The 16,590-nt window shown below is 67.7% G+C and carries 16 protein-coding genes; all 16 read left to right on the top strand.

The genetic code is table 11. From position 1 onward, the window contains the following. Positions 1-8: 8 nt before the first annotated feature. A complete protein-coding gene (ubiE, locus tag N0A24_04815; protein ID MCS7172717.1) occupies positions 9-755 on the top strand; it encodes a bifunctional demethylmenaquinone methyltransferase/2-methoxy-6-polyprenyl-1,4-benzoquinol methylase UbiE in 747 nt (248 codons plus the stop codon). Between the two features lie 14 nt (positions 756-769). Continuing rightward, a complete protein-coding gene (locus N0A24_04810) occupies positions 770-1,021 on the top strand; it encodes an IreB family regulatory phosphoprotein (GenBank protein MCS7172716.1) in 252 nt (83 codons plus the stop codon). Beyond that, positions 1,018-2,319, top strand: a complete 1,302-nt coding sequence (gene murA, locus N0A24_04805) for a UDP-N-acetylglucosamine 1-carboxyvinyltransferase (GenBank protein ID MCS7172715.1) — start codon at positions 1,018-1,020, stop codon at positions 2,317-2,319. Before N0A24_04810 ends, murA begins: the two co-directional genes overlap by 4 nt. Before the next feature lie 160 nt (positions 2,320-2,479). After that, entirely contained in the window at positions 2,480-2,974 is a 495-nt protein-coding gene (locus N0A24_04800; protein ID MCS7172714.1) for an NADH-quinone oxidoreductase subunit B, read from the top strand. 2 nt (positions 2,975-2,976) lie between these two features. Continuing rightward, a complete protein-coding gene (locus tag N0A24_04795) occupies positions 2,977-4,089 on the top strand; it encodes an NADH-quinone oxidoreductase subunit D (GenBank protein ID MCS7172713.1) in 1,113 nt (370 codons plus the stop codon). A 9-nt stretch (positions 4,090-4,098) separates the two neighbouring features. Then, positions 4,099-4,563, top strand: coding sequence for an NADH-quinone oxidoreductase subunit I (locus N0A24_04790; protein ID MCS7172712.1), 465 nt, complete (start codon positions 4,099-4,101; stop codon positions 4,561-4,563). Beyond that, a complete protein-coding gene (locus N0A24_04785) occupies positions 4,560-5,252 on the top strand; it encodes an NADH-quinone oxidoreductase subunit C (GenBank protein MCS7172711.1) in 693 nt (230 codons plus the stop codon). The genes N0A24_04790 and N0A24_04785 overlap by 4 nt, the downstream gene beginning before the upstream one ends. Positions 5,253-5,508: 256 nt before the next feature. After that, positions 5,509-7,332, top strand: a complete 1,824-nt coding sequence (locus tag N0A24_04780) for a PEP-utilizing enzyme (GenBank protein ID MCS7172710.1) — start codon at positions 5,509-5,511, stop codon at positions 7,330-7,332. 30 nt (positions 7,333-7,362) lie between these two features. Next, positions 7,363-8,442, top strand: a complete 1,080-nt coding sequence (locus tag N0A24_04775) for a PEP/pyruvate-binding domain-containing protein (GenBank protein MCS7172709.1) — start codon at positions 7,363-7,365, stop codon at positions 8,440-8,442. Positions 8,443-8,454: 12 nt separating this feature from the next. Next, positions 8,455-9,942, top strand: coding sequence for a biotin carboxyl carrier protein (locus N0A24_04770; GenBank protein MCS7172708.1), 1,488 nt, complete (start codon positions 8,455-8,457; stop codon positions 9,940-9,942). Then, positions 9,939-10,754 carry an HAD-IIA family hydrolase gene (locus N0A24_04765; protein ID MCS7172707.1) on the top strand — a complete coding sequence of 272 codons (816 nt, stop codon included), beginning with the start codon at positions 9,939-9,941 and terminating at the stop codon, positions 10,752-10,754. Before N0A24_04770 ends, N0A24_04765 begins: the two co-directional genes overlap by 4 nt. A gap of 16 nt (positions 10,755-10,770) precedes the next feature. Next, positions 10,771-11,814, top strand: coding sequence for an NAD(P)-dependent alcohol dehydrogenase (locus N0A24_04760; GenBank protein ID MCS7172706.1), 1,044 nt, complete (start codon positions 10,771-10,773; stop codon positions 11,812-11,814). 21 nt (positions 11,815-11,835) lie between these two features. Then, the gene (locus N0A24_04755) at positions 11,836-12,792 is read left to right on the top strand and encodes a 2-dehydropantoate 2-reductase (GenBank protein MCS7172705.1); all 957 of its coding nucleotides are present in this window, start codon (positions 11,836-11,838) and stop codon (positions 12,790-12,792) included. A gap of 114 nt (positions 12,793-12,906) precedes the next feature. Then, on the top strand, positions 12,907-14,511 hold the full coding sequence (locus N0A24_04750) for a methylenetetrahydrofolate reductase C-terminal domain-containing protein (GenBank protein ID MCS7172704.1): 1,605 nt from the start codon (positions 12,907-12,909) through the stop codon (positions 14,509-14,511). A gap of 22 nt (positions 14,512-14,533) precedes the next feature. Continuing rightward, a complete protein-coding gene (locus tag N0A24_04745; protein MCS7172703.1) occupies positions 14,534-15,550 on the top strand; it encodes an ABC transporter substrate-binding protein in 1,017 nt (338 codons plus the stop codon). 9 nt (positions 15,551-15,559) lie between these two features. Continuing rightward, the gene (locus N0A24_04740; GenBank protein MCS7172702.1) at positions 15,560-16,582 is read left to right on the top strand and encodes an amidohydrolase; all 1,023 of its coding nucleotides are present in this window, start codon (positions 15,560-15,562) and stop codon (positions 16,580-16,582) included. The last annotated feature ends 8 nt before the right edge of the window (positions 16,583-16,590 follow it).

The raw sequence follows: 16,590 nt of genomic DNA, 5'->3' as shown, positions 1-16,590 counted from the left end.
TACTCCCCGTGGCGATCCAGGCGGGCCGTTCTTCCCTCCCTCCGGAGCAGAAGCGGGCGTACGTGCGCGCCATGTTCAGCCGCATTGCCCGCCGTTACGACCTCCTGAACGGCCTGCTGAGCCTCGGACTGCACCGTCGGTGGAAACGGTTCGCGGTGGCGTGCACCGGAATCGCGCCGGGAGACGCTGCCCTCGACGTCTGCTGCGGGACCGGGGACCTCGCCCTGTTGCTCTGGGAGCGGGCGGGGGCAGCCGGCCGGGTGGTAGGGGTGGACTTCTCGGGTCCCATGGTGGAGGTGGCCCGTTCCCGCGCGGGGAGCCGGAAGGGGCTGTGGTTTGTGCAGGGTGATGCGGAATCCCTCCCGCTCCCGGATGAGGCCTTCCATGCCGCCACGGTGGGGTTCGGGATCCGCAACGTGGCAGATCTGGACCGGGCCCTGCGGGAGCTCCATCGGGTCCTGCGGCCGGGTGGACGGCTGGTGATCCTGGAGTTCGGCCAGCCCCGGAACCCTCTGTTCCGATCCCTCTACGACCTCTACTCCTTCACCGTGATCCCTTGGGTGGGGCACTGCCTTTCCCGGCATCCGGACGCCTACCTCTACCTGCCGGTCTCCATCCGGGAGTGGCCGGACCAGCGGGAGTTTCCGGAAATCCTCAAGCACGCGGGATTCGCGCCGGTGGAGGTGCACGACCTGGCAGGTGGCGCCGTGGCGGTGTACGTGGCCTGCAAGCCCCGAGGGGAGGGAGAAGGGTGACGGAGCAGACGGGGATCTACCGGGTGGGGGAAGGAGAGGAGGATGTCTTCCGCATCCTGCTGGAGGTGTACCGGGCTTTGCGGGAGCGGGGCTACAGCCCCCGGGACCAGCTGGTGGGCTACCTCCTCAGCGGGGATCCCACCTACATCACCAGCCACCGGAGGGCCCGCTCCCTTATCCGCAGGGTGAGCCGGGACCGGATCCTCGATGAGCTGGTGCGCTTTTACGTGGAGCAGCGGATCGAGCCCGCGTTGAGGTCGGCATGAGCGCCACCGAGCTCCTGGTCGTGCGGGGGGGAGGGAAGCTGCAGGGGACGGTCCGGGTGGCCGGTGCGGTGAACACCGTGCTTCCCATCATGGCCGCCGCGGCCCTGGCCGCGGACGTCTCCGTGATCGAGAACGTCCCACATTGCCGCGACGTCCTGGTGATGGCGGACATCCTGCGGGCCCTGGGCTGCGAGGTGGAGGTGGCAGGGGGGATCTGCACCATCGACGCCCGCGGGCTTGAGAGGATCCACGCCCCCGCGGATCTGTGTGGCCGCATCCGGGGCTCCTACTACGCCGCGGGTGTGTTGCTCGCGCGGTTCCGACGGTTCGAGGTGGGGCTCCCCGGCGGGGATAGCATCGGCGGTCGGCCCGTGGACTTCCACATCCGAGGGTTCCAGGCCCTGGGCGCGGAGGTCACGACGGGGCGGGGGTACATGGTCGGGTGGGCGGGGGAGGTCAGGGGGACGGAGTTCTACGTGCCGCGCCGCAGCGTGGGCACCACCATCAACCTCATGCTGGCCGCCACCCTGGCCCGGGGCACCACCGTGCTCCACAACGCGGCCCTGGAACCGGAGGTCACGGACACCGCGGTGTTCCTGAACCTCATGGGGGCCCGCATCCGCGGTGCAGGCACGCCCACCATCCTCATCGAGGGCGTCCGGGAGCTCCACGGGGCCCGCACTGCGGTCATCCCGGACCGCATTGAGGCGGGTACGTACCTCATCGCGGGCGCCGCCACCCGGGGAGATGTGGAGGTGGACGGGCTCATCCCAGAGCACGTCACCGCCCTGCTCACGAAGCTCGCGGAGGCCGGGTGTGAGATCGAGGCGAACACGGACCGGGTACGGGTGCGGGCCCAGCGGCGCCTGCGGGCCGTGGACATCGACACCGCACCCTTCCCCGGCTTCGCCACGGACCTCCACCCCCCCTTCGTGGCCATGCTGGCCACCGCGGAGGGCGAGGCGGTGATCCGGGAGACCATCTACGACGGCCGCATGGGCTACGCTTACGAGCTCCTGAAGCTGGGGGCGGATATCCGGGTGGAGGGCAACACCGCGTATCTGCGAGGGGTGGAACGGTTGACGGGGGCGGCCGTCCAGGCCCTGGACATCCGGGGAGGGGCTGCCATGGTGGTGGCCGGGCTGGTGGCTGAAGGGGTGACGGAGATCCACGGGGTGGAGCACATCGACCGGAAATACGAGGGGTTGGACGAGAAGCTGCGGGGGCTCGGTGCGGACGTACGGCGGGTGAAGGTGGTGGAGTCCCCCGTGCTCACCACGGGATCCAGCCTGCCTTGAGGGCAGGCGCTTCTTGTGCCAGAATCTAGCAGTGGGTATGCCCCAGGACGGTTCCGCGGAGACGAGCATGAGAGACGGCCCGATCCCTTCCGGTGGCCCGGAGGTGACCTCCATCGCGCGGATCCCCGTGGAGGGCTCGCAGGTGGCTCCCATCGAGCAGCTGGCGGACGTGCTGTACAAGCTGCCGGGTGGGGCGCTGCTCCTGACGACCATCGAGAACGTCCTGAACTGGGCCCGGGCCAGTAGCCTCTGGCCCCTGACCTTCGGGCTCGCGTGCTGCGCCATGGAGATGATGCAGGCCTTCGCCACCCGGTTCGACCTGGACCGGTTCGGGGTCATTCCCCGGGCCACACCCCGTCAGGCGGACCTCATCATCGTCTCCGGCCGGTGCACCATCAAGATGGCGCCCGTGGTTCGGCGTCTGTGGGAGCAGATGCCAGAGCCCAAGTACGTGATCAGCATGGGGAGCTGCGCCACCTGCGGCGGCCCCTTCTTCTACGACAACTACTCCATCCTCAAGGGCATCGACACCGTCATCCCCGTGGATGTATACGTGCCCGGCTGTCCCCCGCGTCCGGAGGCCCTCATCGAGGGTGTGCTGAAGCTGCAGGAGAAGATCCGGCGCGAACGGCGCCTGACCCGCCGAGGAGCCTAGGAATGGCAAAGGCCCTACGCACGGAGGAGCTCATCCTGAACATGGGACCGCAGCACCCCAGTACGCACGGGGTGTTGCGGCTGGTGGTCACCCTGGACGGGGAGAACATCGTGGAGGTCCAGCCGGACATCGGCTACCTCCACTCCTCCGTGGAGAAGATGATGGAGCACCGCAACTACACCCAGTGCATCGCCCTCGCGGACCGGGGAATGGACTACCTCGCGGCCCTCATCAACGAGATGGCCGTCTGTCGGGCCGTGGAGACCCTCGGTGGGATCCCGGTGCCCGAGCGGGCCCGGTACATCCGCACCATCTTCATGGAGCTGCAGCGCATCGCCAGCCACCTCCTGTGGCTGGGGACCTACGGCATCGATCTTGGCGCCACCACCGCGTTCCTGTGGTGTATGCGGGAGCGGGAGCTCATCATGGACCTCTTCGAGTCCGTCACGGGGGGGCGGCTCCACCACGTCTACTTCCGGATCGGCGGGGTGAACGAGGATCTGCCTCCGGGCTGGACCGATCGGTGTCGGGAGTTCTGCCACTACTTCCTGAACCGGCTCCAGGAGTACCACCGATTGCTCACCGGGAACCCCATCTGGCAGGCCCGGACGCAAGGGATCGGAGTACTCACCCGGGAGCAGGCCATCGCCTTCGGAGCTTCCGGGCCCGTGGCCCGGGCCTCCGGCCTCTCCTGGGACGTACGCAAGAGCCATCCCTACGAGGCCTACGACCGGGTGGAGTTCCAGGTACCCGTGTACACGGAGGGCGACTGCTTTGCCCGGTATCTGGTGCGCATGGATGAGATGCGGGAGTCCGCGAAAATCATCCTCCAGTGTCTCGACCAGATGCCGGACGGGGAGGTTCGGGCACCCCGGGTCTCCCTCACCCCACGCCTTCCCCCGGGCGAGGTGTATACCCGGGTGGAAAGCCCGAGGGGGGATTTGGGGATTCACCTCGTCAGCCACGGCGCCGAGACGCCGTGGCGGGTGAAGATCCGGGCGCCGTCGTTCTCGAATCTGTTCGCCCTTACCCAAATGATGAAGGGGTGGAAGGTGGCGGATGTGATCGCCATTCTGGGTAGCATCGACATCGTGCTCGCGGACGTGGATCGGTAGGAGGGAGGAATGCCGGCGGTCCTGGAGAAAGCCAGTGCGGCGGTCCGAGGGCTGGTGACGGGGCTGCGGGAGACGTTGCGCACCGCGGCCCGACCCAAGGCCACCCTGCTGTACCCGCTCGAGAAGTCCAACGTCTCCCCCCGCTGGCATGGACTCCTGGCCCTCCCCGTGGACAGCGAGATCGGCAACGACAAGTGCATCATCTGCTTCCAGTGTGAGCGCATCTGTCCCAGCCGCTGCATCCACATCGAAGCCACGGGTCGGGGCAAGGAGCGGGTTCTCACCCGATTTGACATCGAGATGGACAAATGCCAGTACTGCGGATTGTGCGTGGAGGTCTGCCCCACGGAGGCCATCGTCTTCACACCACACTACGAGGCCAGCACCTACAACCGCGCCAACCTCCTCTACACCCTCGAAGACCTCCACCGGGCCGCCCCCAAGGAGCCCATCGCCCGAGGGATCCTGCGATGACCTTCCCCAGCCCCCGACCCGCGGGCGGCCATTTCCCGGAAGCCCTCCTCCAGAGGCTGCGGGAGCACTTCCCCGAGGTGGAAGACCTGGTGGAGGCAGCCCGACAGGAATTGGATCGGTTCGAGCGGGAGCAGCAGGAGCGGCTGCGCGCCTACCAGGAGGAGGTGGAGCGGGCCAGGGCGGAAGGAAAGGCCCCGCCCCGGCCCCCCCGCCGGGAGGAACCCGCGGTCCACCGGTACCTCACCCCCGCTGTCCGGGTGCCGCCTTCGCGCTTCCGGGAGGTGATGCGGTTCTTGCGGGACGACCCAGAGTTCCGGCTGGACTACCTCTCCTTCTGCAGCGCCATCGACTGGGGGGATCGCCTGGAGTGCACCTACCACCTGTGGTCCACCGTGCACAACCACGAGCTCTTGGTGAAGGTGCCCGTGGATCGGACGAACCCCCGGATCCCTACGGTGAGCGATCTGTGGGTAGGAGCCAACTGGCACGAGCGGGAGACCTACGACCTCTTCGGCGTGGTGTACGAGGGACATCCGGATCTGCGCCGGATCCTCATGACGGAGGACTGGAAGGGGCATCCCCTCCGGAAGGACTACGTCTACGAGGACCCCGACTGGCTGGTGGAGCTCGCGAGGATCCGCCAGAGCGAGATCGTGGGCACGGAGCCTCCCCTGGGGGAGCGGGCTTAAGGAGCACCCGCGGAGCGGGTGCGCGAAGGCGCCTGCAGACGGGGTGCCTTGCTTGACAGCCGCTATCGACGTCCCTAGGATTTGGTTGGGCTATCGATAGGATTAATCCGCTCCATCGGGGGACGCCGCGGGTGAGTTGGGCTCGTCTCGGGAGCCACGGGGGTGGGGAAGGGCAGACTCCATCTGCCACCTTCTCGCGGAAGGCCCTTCAGCACATCCGAAGCCCATATCGGACACCTACGGGGGAGGGGAGATGATGTCGGACGCTTTGCGGTTCCAGAGCCCGTTCGAGATCGAGACGCCCCCCGGCTGCGAGGGCTGGGCGGAGATGTATCCGTACTACCTCCTGTTCAGCGAGGACCGGAAATCGGAGGAGGAGAACAAACTGTGGTTCTACAATGGCATGCACGCCCCGGAGGCCGTGCACCCGTTTGACACCATCGGATTCGAGGCGGGTTACCTCGGCATCGGGGAGATGAGCAGCCGCATGTTCGCCATCCCGCCCGCCATGGGAATTGACTTCCGGTTCCTGAACGGCCGGCTGTACATCAGTCCCACCGCGGTGGCGGATCCCAAGAAGATCGAGGAGCGGGCCAAGCTCTTCGAACGCCGGGCGGGGTACTACTTCGAGAACTGGCCGCGGTTCTACGAGGAGTGGCGGGAGAAGGTCAAGCGGGAGATCGAGCAGCTGAAGGCCATCCGGTTCCCGGAGCTCCCGGAGGTGGAGGACGAGCGGCTGGTGTTTGAGCGGAAGGGATACGGCACCTCACAGGAGGTGTTCGAGGCATACCACCGGCTGCTGGAGAGTATCTTCCGGATCTGGCAGATCCATATGGAGATCGTGATGATCGGTTTCGCCGCCTACTTCACCTTCTACGAGTTCTGCAAGAAAGCGTTTCCCGAGATCTCGGATCAGGCCATCACCCGCATGGTGGGCGCCATTGACGTAAGCATGTTCCGCCCCAACGACGAGCTGAAGCGACTGGCGAAGCGCGCGGTAGAGCTAGGGGTGGATTCCCTCTTCCAGGCCGGCGCGAATGTGAAGGAGGTGTTCGAGGCCCTCGCGGGGAGCGAGGCCGGACGGACGTGGCTCGAGGAGTGGCGGCGGAGTTCCGACCCCTGGTTCTACATGAACACCGGGGACGGGTTCCACCATCACCACCGGGCGTGGGTGGACGATCCGGGGGCCGTCTTCGGCATCCTGTGCGACTACGTGGCGAAGGTGAAGCGCGGGGAGTCCCTGGAGCGGGACATCGAAGGTCGCCGGCGGGATCGGGACCAGATCACGGAGGGCTATCGCGCTTTGCTGCAGACGGAGGAGGACCGAAAGGCGTTCGACCAACTGCTGGGACTTGTCCGCAACGTGTACTACTCCATCGAGGACCACAAGTTCTACGTGGAGCACTGGTACCAGAGCGTGTTCTGGAACAAGGTGCGGGAGCTGGGAGCCCTGTTCGTCCGACAGGGGTTCTTCCAGGACGTGGAGGACATTTTCTACCTGCACTGGAGCGAGGTCCACCAGGCCCTTATGGACCTCCTGCTTTCCTGGACCATCGGGTCGCCGGCCCGGGGACCCGTATACTGGCCCCCCATCATCGCCCGACGGCGGGAGCTGCTGCAGAGGCTGCGGGAGTGGAACCCGCCTCCGGCCCTGGGGACCGTTCCAGAGGCCGTGGTGGATCCCGCGGTGGTAATGCTCTGGGGGATCACCCCGGAGCGCCTGCGGGCGTGGCTGGAGCCCGAGAAGGCGGAGGAAAAGGTCCTCCGGGGATTCGCGGCCTCGCCCGGTGTGGTGGAGGGGCCCGCGCGGGTGGTCCTCAGCGTGGACCAGCTGCATGAGGTCCAGGAAGGCGAAATCCTGGTGTGCTCCGTGACAGAGCCCAGCTGGGCCCCGGTCTTCTCCCGGATCCGGGCCACGGTCTCCGACATCGGCGGCATGATGTCCCACGCGGCCATCGTGGCCCGGGAGTACGGGATCCCCGCGGTGCTGGGGACCGGATCCGCAACCAAGCGCATCCGGACGGGTCAGCGGATCCGGGTGGACGGCGACGCGGGAACCGTGACCCTGCTGGAGGACTAGAAGGGGGGCGAGGTTCGAATGGAGGTTCGAATGATGGGAGAGATCCCCATTACCCTAGAGTTCTCGCGGGTAGGACTTGCGGAGCGGTCCCTCGTGGGCGGGAAGGTGGCGAGCCTGGGGGAGCTCCTCCGACACGGATGCCGGGTCCCGCCCGGATTTGCGGTCACCAGCCTCGGGTACCGGCGCTTCCTCGAGGCCAACGGCCTGGAGGATCGGCTGCGGCAGGCCCTCGCTTCCGTGGTGCCCCACGACCTGGAGAGCATCGAGCGGGCGAGCCAACAGATTACAGGCATGTTCCTGGAGAGCCGGATCCCACCGGAGGTGCAGGGCGCCATCGAACGGGGGTACGAGGATCTGGGCATCCGGACGGGGCAGTCAGATCCGCCCGTGGCCGTGCGCTCCAGCGCCCTCGCGGAGGACAGTGAGCAGGCGAGCTTCGCGGGGCAGCAGGAGACATACCTGTGGGTCCGGGGGACCGAGCAGGTGTTGGACTCCGTCCGTCGGTGCTGGGCAAGTGCCTTCACCCCCCGGGCGCTCAGCTACCGGCTCACCCAGGGGGTGTCCCTGGACGACGGGGTGGCGGTGGGGGTTCAGCAGATGGTTCATCCCAGGGCCGCGGGGGTGCTGTTCACCCTGAGCCCCCGGACCGGGGACCGTTCCCTGATCGTGGTGGAGGGCAGCTGGGGGCCGGGCGTGGCGGTGGTGAGCGGGGAGGTGACCCCGGACGAGTTCACCATCAACAAGGTGACCCTGGAGATCGTGCACCGTAAGATTTCGCCCAAGACCGTGCAGTTCGCGCCCTCGGGTCATGAGGGGCTGCTGGTGAAGGTGCCCGTTCCCGAGGATCTGCAGACGAAACCGTGCCTCTCCGATGCGGAGGCCGTGGAGCTGGCTCGGCTCGCTCGCCACCTGGAGCAGGTCTACGGGTTCCCCCTGGACATCGAGTGGGCGGTGGCGGAGAATGAGGAATTTCCCCATAACCTCTACCTGCTCCAGTCCCGGCCCGAGACGGTGTGGAGCCGGCGTCCCAGGAGCTCCATCGCGGCCAACTTCAAGGACCCGCTCAGCTATGTGGTGCAGACCCTGGCGGGCAAGGCGCTGTCCCGGTGAGTCCGGTTGGCCATGGGGAGACGGATCCAGCTGATTGACGTCACCTTCCGCGACGGGAACCAAAGCCTGTGGAGCGCCACGGGGATCACCACCCCCATGATCCTGGCTGTGGCAGAGGACATGGATCGGGTGGGCTTCAAGGCCCTGGACTTCACCACCAGCACCCACATGGCCGTGTCCGTGCGGTGGCACCGGGAGGATCCCTTCGAGCGGATCCGGCTCGCCCGGGAGCGAATGCCCCGCACGCCGCTCACCTTCATGACCACGGGGCTCCGGTTCATCCGGTGGGAGCCGTGTCCGCGGGAGCTCATCCGGCTCGCCATGCGCACCGTGGTCCGCCACGGCGTCCGCCGGATCCAGGTGGTGGATCCCATGAACAACGTGGCGGAGATGGTGGAGGGGGCCCGGATGGCCCGGGAAGAGGGGGCCGAGGAGGTGGTGGTGGCCCTGGTGTACAGCGTCAGCCCGGTGCACACGGATGCGTTCTACACCCGTCGGGTCCGGGAACTGGGAGAGAAGGCCCGGGGCGTGGTGGACGCGGTGTACATCAAGGACCCCGCGGGTCTGTTGACCCCCGACCGGGTGAGCACCCTGGTGCCGGCCCTCCAGGAAGCCCTGGGGGATACCCCACTGGAGGTGCACTCCCACTGCAACATGGGGCTCGCCCCCGTGTGCTACGTCCGGGCCGCGGAACTGGGGGTGCGAACCTTCCACACCGCCATCCCTCCCCTGGCGGAGGGAACCAGCCTCCCGAACTTCTTCCGGACCGTAGCGAACCTCCGGGAGCTGGGATTCGAGGTGGAGGTGGATCTCCAGGCCGCGGAGAGGGTCTCCCGGTACTTCTTCCAGGTGGCACGGCGGCGAAACCTGCCCATCGGCCGACCCTCGGAGTATGACCTAGCCTACTACCGGCATCAGGTCCCGGGCGGCATGGTCACCACTCTGAAGCGGAACCTGCGGGAGATCGGACAGGAGGACAAGTTCGAGGCGGTGCTGGACGAGATCGTCCGGGTGCGGGCGGAGCTAGGATATCCCATCATGATGACGCCCTTCAGCCAGTTTGTGGCCACGCAGGCGCTGTTGAACCTCATCGGCCCGGAACGCTACCACCTCGTGGCGGACGAAACCATCCGGTACGTCCTGGGACAGTACGGGCAGCCTCCGGGCCCCATCGATCCCGAGGTTCGGGATCGGGTCCTCTCCCTCCCGCGGGCCAGGGAGATCCCCTCGGAACGGCCAGACCTCTCCATCGCGGAGCTGCGCAGGATCTACGGGGGCCGCTCGGACGAGGAGCTGCTGCTCCGGTATGGGCTACCGGAGGAGGAGGTCCTCGCGATCCAGCGGGGTAAGTCGGCTCCCCTGGTCCTGGACGGAAAGGGGAGTGGGGAAAGTTTGAAGCGCCTCGTGGAAGCCCTTTCCTCGGATTCCCGGAAGGTGACCTACGTCCGGCTGGAGCGGAAGGGCCTGGGGCTTACCCTGAAGCGGGGGCAGGTCTCATGAACCTGCGGGGTCGGTGCTTCGTCCTGGACGTGGACGGGACCTGTATTGTGGCGGAGTCCGCGGAGTGGCGCAACCCGCAGGTCCTCCCGGGAGCCCGGGAGGTCCTCGAGGCCATTCGCCAAACCGGAGGACGGTTCGTCTTCCTGACCAACGGCAGCGCCCTTCCGCCGGAAGAGTACACGGAGGTCCTCCGGGCGAGCGCGCTGCCCGTCGAGGATCATGAGGTCATCACCCCGGGCGCCATCGCCGCGGAGATCATCGCCTGCGAGTATCCGGGCCGCCCGGTTCTCGTGTTGGGCCAGCGGGGGTTGCGGGTGCCTCTGGAGCAACGGGGAATCCCGTGTGTGGGAGTGGAGGGAGGGGAGCGGGCGGGGGTGGTCCTAGTGGGCTGGGATCCGGTCTGGACCTATGAGAAGCTGGCGGCAGCCTGCCGCGCCATCTGGAACGGTGCCGCGTTCCTGGTGACCTCGCTTTCCCCCTGGTACGCCACCAAGCACGGCCGGACTCCGGGGCTTTCCGCGGCCCTCGCCGCGGCCATCACCTACATCACGCAAAAGCCCGCCCGGCTCGTGGGCAAGCCCTCCCAGGATGCGCTACGGGTGGCGGCGGCCCGACTGGGGGTGCCGGTAGAGGAAGTGGTGGTGGTGGGGGACGACGTGGAGCTGGATTCCCGGATGGGGAAGGAGGCCGGGGCGCGGACCGTCCTGGTGCTCACCGGTGTGACCCTGAGCGAAGAGGTGCGGAAGCTCCCTCCGCAGGAGCGGCCAGATCTGGTGCTCCACGGGATCCAGGACCTGCTGACCTACCTGTAGGGTATCGGAGCAGACCATGAGGGCGGCGCGACTCCATAGGTACGGAAGCCTGGACGATCACAGCTCAGCCCTGGTGCTGGAGGAGGTTCCGGAGCCTAGGGTGCAAGCCCCAGATGATGTGGTCCTCCGGGTGGCCGGGGCGGGCGTGTGCCGGACGGATCTGCACATCCTGGAGGGCATGTTCCAGGGGATCATGCGGGCGCGCCTTCCCTACATCCCGGGACACGAGAACGCAGGGTGGGTGGAGGAGGTAGGGCCTGCGGTCCGGTCCGTGCGCAAGGGGGATCCCGTCCTCGTGTACCCCATGGTCTCGGATGGCGTCTGCCTGGCGTGTCGGCAGGGGCAGGAGATGCACTGCGAGAACGGTGCCTTCGTGGGGCTGGATCGGGACGGCGGGTTCGCGGAGTATCTTCTCGTGAAGGAGCGCAACTGCATCCGGCTGCCGGAGGGGTTGCCCCCGGAGGAAGCCGCACCCTTTGCGGACGCAGGACTGGCGGCCTACCACGCGGTGAAGCGGGCAGTCCCACTCTTGGGACCTGGAAATCTGGCCGTGCTCCTCGGCTTCGGAGGGCTGGGGCACCTAGCGTACCAGATGCTCCGGGCCCTGTGCCCTGCCCGCATCGCGGTGGTGGACCGGTCGGAGGAGGCCCGGAGCTGGGCTCGGGAGCTCGGGGCGGACGCGGTGTTCCCCACAGGTCCGGAGATCCCCGCCCAGTTCATGGAGTGGAGCCAGGGACGAGGCGCTCAGGTGGTCCTGGACTTCGTGGGGGAGGGAGGCGCTCCTGCCCTCGGATGGTCGTTGTTGGGGCGTCGGGGAACCTACTTCGTGGTGGGGTACGGGGATTCCCTCACGGTGCCCACCATGGAGCTGGTGGCCATGGAGAAGGCCATCGTGGGAAACCTCGTGGGGACGTACGCGGAGCTGGTAGAACTCGTGCACCTGGCCGCGGAGGGGAAGGTACGCGCGAGGACGGTGCACTACCCCCTGCAGGAAGCGAACCAGGCCCTCATAGACCTGCACCGGGGAAACGTCCGCGGCCGGGCGGTGCTGGTTCCCTGAGAGGTCCGGAAGGAGACGACGGTGCGGTTCGGCGTGATGGGCGCAGGGGCCATGGGGTGCCGTTTTGGCGTGCACCTGGCAGAGGCCGGGCATGAGGTGTGGCTCGTGGACGTGTGGGAGGAGCAGGTGGCTGCCCTCCGCCGGCACGGGGTGTGGGTGGACGACGGGGTGCGCCCGCGGTCCGTGCGGGTCCAGGCCACCCTGGACCCCGCGGAGGTGGGAACCGTGGATTACCTGCTGGTCTTTACCAAGTCCCACCACACCCGACAGGCAGCCCAAAGCGCCGTACCCATGGCGGGTCCCCGCACCTGGGTGGTGACGCTCCAGAACGGGCTGGGAAACGTGGAGGCCCTTGCGGAGGTGTTCCGCGCGGAGCGGATCCTGGCGGGCGTGTGCTTCCTGTGGAGCGACCTGGTGGCCCCCGGGCGGATCCGGTGGACCCCGCACCCCGTGGAGATCCACCTGGGCCCCGTGGACCCCTCCGGCTTCGGCGGCGCCCAACAGCTCGCCACCGTGCTCACCGCCGCCGGCCTGCCCGCGCAGGCCCTCCCCGATCCCTGGGAAGCCATCTGGTACAAGGTGGCCTTCAACGCGGCCGCAAACGCGCTGGCGGCCGTCACCCGGCTTCCCGTGGGGCCGCTCGTGGCGCAGCCCGCTGCGCGGGAGATCTTCGAGCGGCTGGTGGAAGAGGTAGCGGCGGTGGCCGCCGCGGAGGGGATCTCCCTGGATCCCCAACGGGTCCTCGATACACTCCTCCGGCGCCACCAGTCCCCACAGGAGCGCACGCACCTTCCCTCCACGCTCCAGGACGTACTGCGCCAACGCCCCACGGAGATCGGGTTCCTCAACGGTGAGATCGTCCGGCGCGCGGAGCGTTACGGCATCCCCGTCCCCTACAACACCCTCCTCACCCGGATCATAGAGATCCTGGAGCGCACGTACCCTCAGCAGATCCTGCTCCTGGATCCAAGGGTGTGACCGAATTCCATCTGGCGGGACGCCGTGAAGTCGGTGGAGGTTGCCCGTGCGGGTGGGCCCCGGTAAGATGGGAACGCAGCGGAGGAAGGCATCTTGGTGCAACCGAGGGAAGGCATGGCCAACCTAAATCCGCCCGTGGAAACGGTCCGCCCGAGGTACGAGAACCGGATCCAGCAGCGCTTGCAGGCAGGAGCGTTCGTCCTCACCTTGGAGTCCCCACCCCTGAGCGGCTCCAAACCGTTTGAGGAGGTGGTGGAATCCGTGATCCGCATGGGGCGGTGGATCCAGCAGGACGGGCGGGTCGCGGCCCTCACCATCTCGGATCGGGTGCGCACGGATCACGACCATGACGCGCTGCTGGTAGGCCGCATGGTGGCGGAGGCCACCGGGATCCTGCCCGTGGTCCACTGGGCCGGAAAGGGACGCGTCCTCCCCGATCTGGAGCGGGATCTCGAGCGAGCCCGGCAGGAGGGCATGGAGGCGTTTTTGTTCATCACGGGGGATGCGCTCCGGGAACCCCCTCCGGACAGACCCGCCCGGTACCTGGACTCCGTGCAGTCCCTCTGGATTGCCCGCAGAACGCTTCCTGCCGCGTTCCTGGCCGCGGCGGTGAACCCGTTCAAGTACCGGGAGGAGGAGCTCCTGGGGCAGTACGTGAAGGCCATGAAGAAGCTGCGGGCCGGGGCGGACGTCCTCATCACCCAGATCGGGTGGGATCCCCGGAAGTTCCAGGAGCTCCGGGCGTTCCTCGCTTCCCGGGGAATCCCCGCGCCGATCCTGGCCAGCGTGTGGCTCCTCACCCCCTCCCTGGCCCTACGGATCCGGGAGGTGAAGCTCCCCGGCGTGCCGATCCCTGCGGACTTCCTGCGGCGTCTGGAGGAGGACGCGAAGGCGGAGGACGGAGGGAGGTCACGTGCCATCCGCCGGGCCGCTCTGCAGGTGGTGGGCGCACGGCTGTTGGGGTATGCGGGAGCGCATCTGTGCGGGGTGCACGCGGAGCGCACCCTGGAACAGCTCCTGGACCAGGTGGCCGCTCTGGAGGCGGACTGCCCGGATCTGGAGTCGTGGCGCACAGCATGGCAGGAGGTGATGACCCACCCGGACGGGCGTCCGGTGCAGCTGGCTCCTGAGGGGGCCTTCTACCTTGATCAGGGAGAGGGGCCCGCGGAGGCCTCCCCTGGGGAGGTGCGGGCTTTCCGGATCCTGGAGACCATCGACCACTGGATGTTCCAGCCCGCGTCTCCCGTGGCGAGACTGGGAGCGTCGCTGCTGGGCCCCGTAGGCCGGCACAGCGCCGCGGGCCGGGTTCTCGCACGGGTGGAGCATGCCATCAAGGGACCATGGGTGGGGTGCCAGCTGTGCGGGTTCTGTCGGCTCCCCTACACCTTCTTCGTGTGCCCGGAGACCTGCCCCAAGGGGCTGGCGAACGGCCCCTGCGGGGGCACGGACGGGAACACCTGCGAGTTCGGGGATCGGGAGTGCATCCACGCCCGCATCTACCGGCTCGCGAAACACACAGGCCAGCTGGAAAAGTGGGAGCAGACATGGGTTCCGCCCGTTCCCGAGGAGATCCGCGGGACGTGCTCCTGGATCGGACATTTCCAGGAAAGCGGACCACGGTCAGAGATCCTGCCTTCGGCGCCGCAGGTGCAGAGGCGTCCTGCTCCCGCATCACCGGTCCCGGTGCGGGGAGGGAGCGCTCCGTTTCCCGAAGATTGATTGAGGGGAGGAGGTCGGAAGGTTGGGAAGGTGGCTTCTCCTAGGAGTGTTCTGGTGGCTGGCCGTGGCATCCTTGAGCTCCTCCGCCTGGGGACAGGCCGGGGTTCTCATCCGGGTGGGCACTCCGGGCGCGGTGTCGGACGCGGGGATCTTCCTCGGCCTGGAGAGGGGGTATTTCCAGGAGGAAGGTCTGCAGGTCCAGCTCAACCACCGCATGCGGTCCACGGAGATCATCCCGGCGCTCGCCACGGGGCTGCTGGATGTGGGGGGCATTGAGATCATCCCGGCTTTCCTCAACGCCGTCCAGCAGGGGGCGGGGATGCGGATCGTGGCCACCAAGGGTTCCTTCTCCAAGGGCCACGGGTTCAACGTGCTGGTGATCCGCCGGGAGCTGTTCGACGGAGGCCTCGTGCGCAGCGTGCGGGATCTGCGGGGACGCCGGATTGCGGTTACCAACCTGGCCGGGGTGCAGACCTACCTCCTGGAGCGGATGCTGGCCCGGGGCGGGGTGACGCTAAGGGAGGTGCAGCTGGCGCCCATGGCCATCCCGGACATGCCCGTGGCGGTACACAACGGAGCCGTGGACGCAGCCATGATGGTGGAGCCGTCGGCCACCATCTCCGTCCGGAGGCTACGGTCCGGCGTGCCGCTGTTGACCGCGGATGCGGTGGTGGCGGACTTTCCCGCCGCGGTTCTGGTGTACTCGGAGCAGATGCGCGCGCAATCCGAGGTGGCCATACGGTGGATGCGAGCGTACCTGCGGGGGCTGCAGCTCTACAACGACGGATTGCGGAACCCCGCGGTGCGCCGGGAGGTGGTGGAGGTCCTGAAGAAGTACACCCCCCTCCGGGAGGACGCCCTGTTCCAGGAGATGGTGTGGCCGGGGCTGCGGCGGGATGGGGTGTTCGATGCACGGCACCTGATGGCCCTCCAGGCGCACATGGTAGCTCAGGGCGCGCTTGTGTCCCCGCTCCCGGTGGAGCGGCTGGTGGACTTCCGCTTCGTGCGGGAGGCCGCCCGGACCCTGAACATCCGGTAGGAGGAGAGGATGCTCAAGGTCGACGCCTTCTGCCACATCTATCCGAAGGAGTTCTACGACCGGATGACCCAGCAGGCCTCCTCCGGAGCCTATCTCCAGCGTCTGGTCCGGGGTGTGAGCACCCTCTGGGACCTCGACAAGCGGTTCCGGATCATGGACACCCTGGGTGCGTACGTGCAGGTCCCCTGTCTGGCGGCCCCGCCCATCGAGGCTGTGGCCACGGGAGCGCAGGGGGTGGAGCTGGCGAGGATCGCGAACGACGGCATGGCCGCACTCGTGGACCGCTATCCCGACCGGTTCGTGGGATTCGTGGCGTCTTTGCCCCTCGACGACGTGGAAGCCGCGGTGCGGGAGGCGGAGCGGGCGGTAGAGGAGCTGGGAGCCACAGGGGTCCAGATCTTCACCAACGTGCTCGGAAAACCCCTGGACCGCCCGGAGTTCCTGCCCCTGTTTGAGCGCATGGCCACCTACGACCTTCCCATCTGGGTCCATCCCACCCGGGGGCAGGAGCAGGCGGATTACCCCACGGAGACCCGCTCCAAGTACGACATCTGGTGGGCTCTGGGCTGGCCCTATGAGACCGGGGTGTTCATGACGCGGATGGTCTTCTCCGGCATCTTCGATCGGCTTCCGAACCTGAAGATCATCACCCACCATCTGGGCGGGATCATCCCGTACGTGGAGGGCAGACTCGGGTGGGGGGGGCTGGACCGCATCGGCCACCGCACGGATTCCGCAGAGGACGTGGAGGCCCGGCAGAGGCTCAAGCGTTCGCCGTACGAGTACTTCCGGATGTTCTACGCGGACACGGCCCTCTTCGGGAACGTACCGGGGGTGGAATGCGGGGTGGCGTTCTTCGGTGCAGACCACGTCCTCTTCGGCTCCGACATGCCCTTCGGTCCGGAGGAGGGGGCCATGTACGTGCGGGAGGCCATCCGGGCCGTGGAGAACATGACGGCGTCTTTCGAGGACAAGCGAAAGATCTTCGAGGAGAACGCCCGGCGGCTGCTTCGCCTGCGTCTGCCTGGCTAGGGGGAAGG

The sequence above is a fragment of the Armatimonadota bacterium genome (genome assembly GCA_025059775.1).
GTDB lineage: Bacteria > Sysuimicrobiota > Sysuimicrobiia > Sysuimicrobiales > Sysuimicrobiaceae > Sysuimicrobium.
Note: the sequence above shows the minus strand (reverse complement) of the source record. Positions and strands in the feature narration are given on the sequence as shown.

What these genes read in the sequence shown, in the direction of transcription:
- N0A24_04740 (MCS7172702.1), top strand. Translation starts at nt 15,560, where the DNA reads ATGCTCAAGGTCGACGCCTTCTGCCACATCTATCCGAAGGAGTTCTAC.
- N0A24_04795 (MCS7172713.1), top strand. Translation starts at nt 2,977, where the DNA reads ATGGCAAAGGCCCTACGCACGGAGGAGCTCATCCTGAACATGGGACCG.
- N0A24_04750 (MCS7172704.1), top strand. Translation starts at nt 12,907, where the DNA reads ATGGCCAACCTAAATCCGCCCGTGGAAACGGTCCGCCCGAGGTACGAG.
- N0A24_04780 (MCS7172710.1), top strand. Translation starts at nt 5,509, where the DNA reads ATGTCGGACGCTTTGCGGTTCCAGAGCCCGTTCGAGATCGAGACGCCC.
- N0A24_04760 (MCS7172706.1), top strand. Translation starts at nt 10,771, where the DNA reads ATGAGGGCGGCGCGACTCCATAGGTACGGAAGCCTGGACGATCACAGC.
- murA (MCS7172715.1), top strand. Translation starts at nt 1,018, where the DNA reads ATGAGCGCCACCGAGCTCCTGGTCGTGCGGGGGGGAGGGAAGCTGCAG.
- N0A24_04775 (MCS7172709.1), top strand. Translation starts at nt 7,363, where the DNA reads ATGATGGGAGAGATCCCCATTACCCTAGAGTTCTCGCGGGTAGGACTT.
- N0A24_04765 (MCS7172707.1), top strand. Translation starts at nt 9,939, where the DNA reads ATGAACCTGCGGGGTCGGTGCTTCGTCCTGGACGTGGACGGGACCTGT.
- N0A24_04770 (MCS7172708.1), top strand. Translation starts at nt 8,455, where the DNA reads ATGGGGAGACGGATCCAGCTGATTGACGTCACCTTCCGCGACGGGAAC.
- N0A24_04785 (MCS7172711.1), top strand. Translation starts at nt 4,560, where the DNA reads ATGACCTTCCCCAGCCCCCGACCCGCGGGCGGCCATTTCCCGGAAGCC.
- N0A24_04790 (MCS7172712.1), top strand. Translation starts at nt 4,099, where the DNA reads ATGCCGGCGGTCCTGGAGAAAGCCAGTGCGGCGGTCCGAGGGCTGGTG.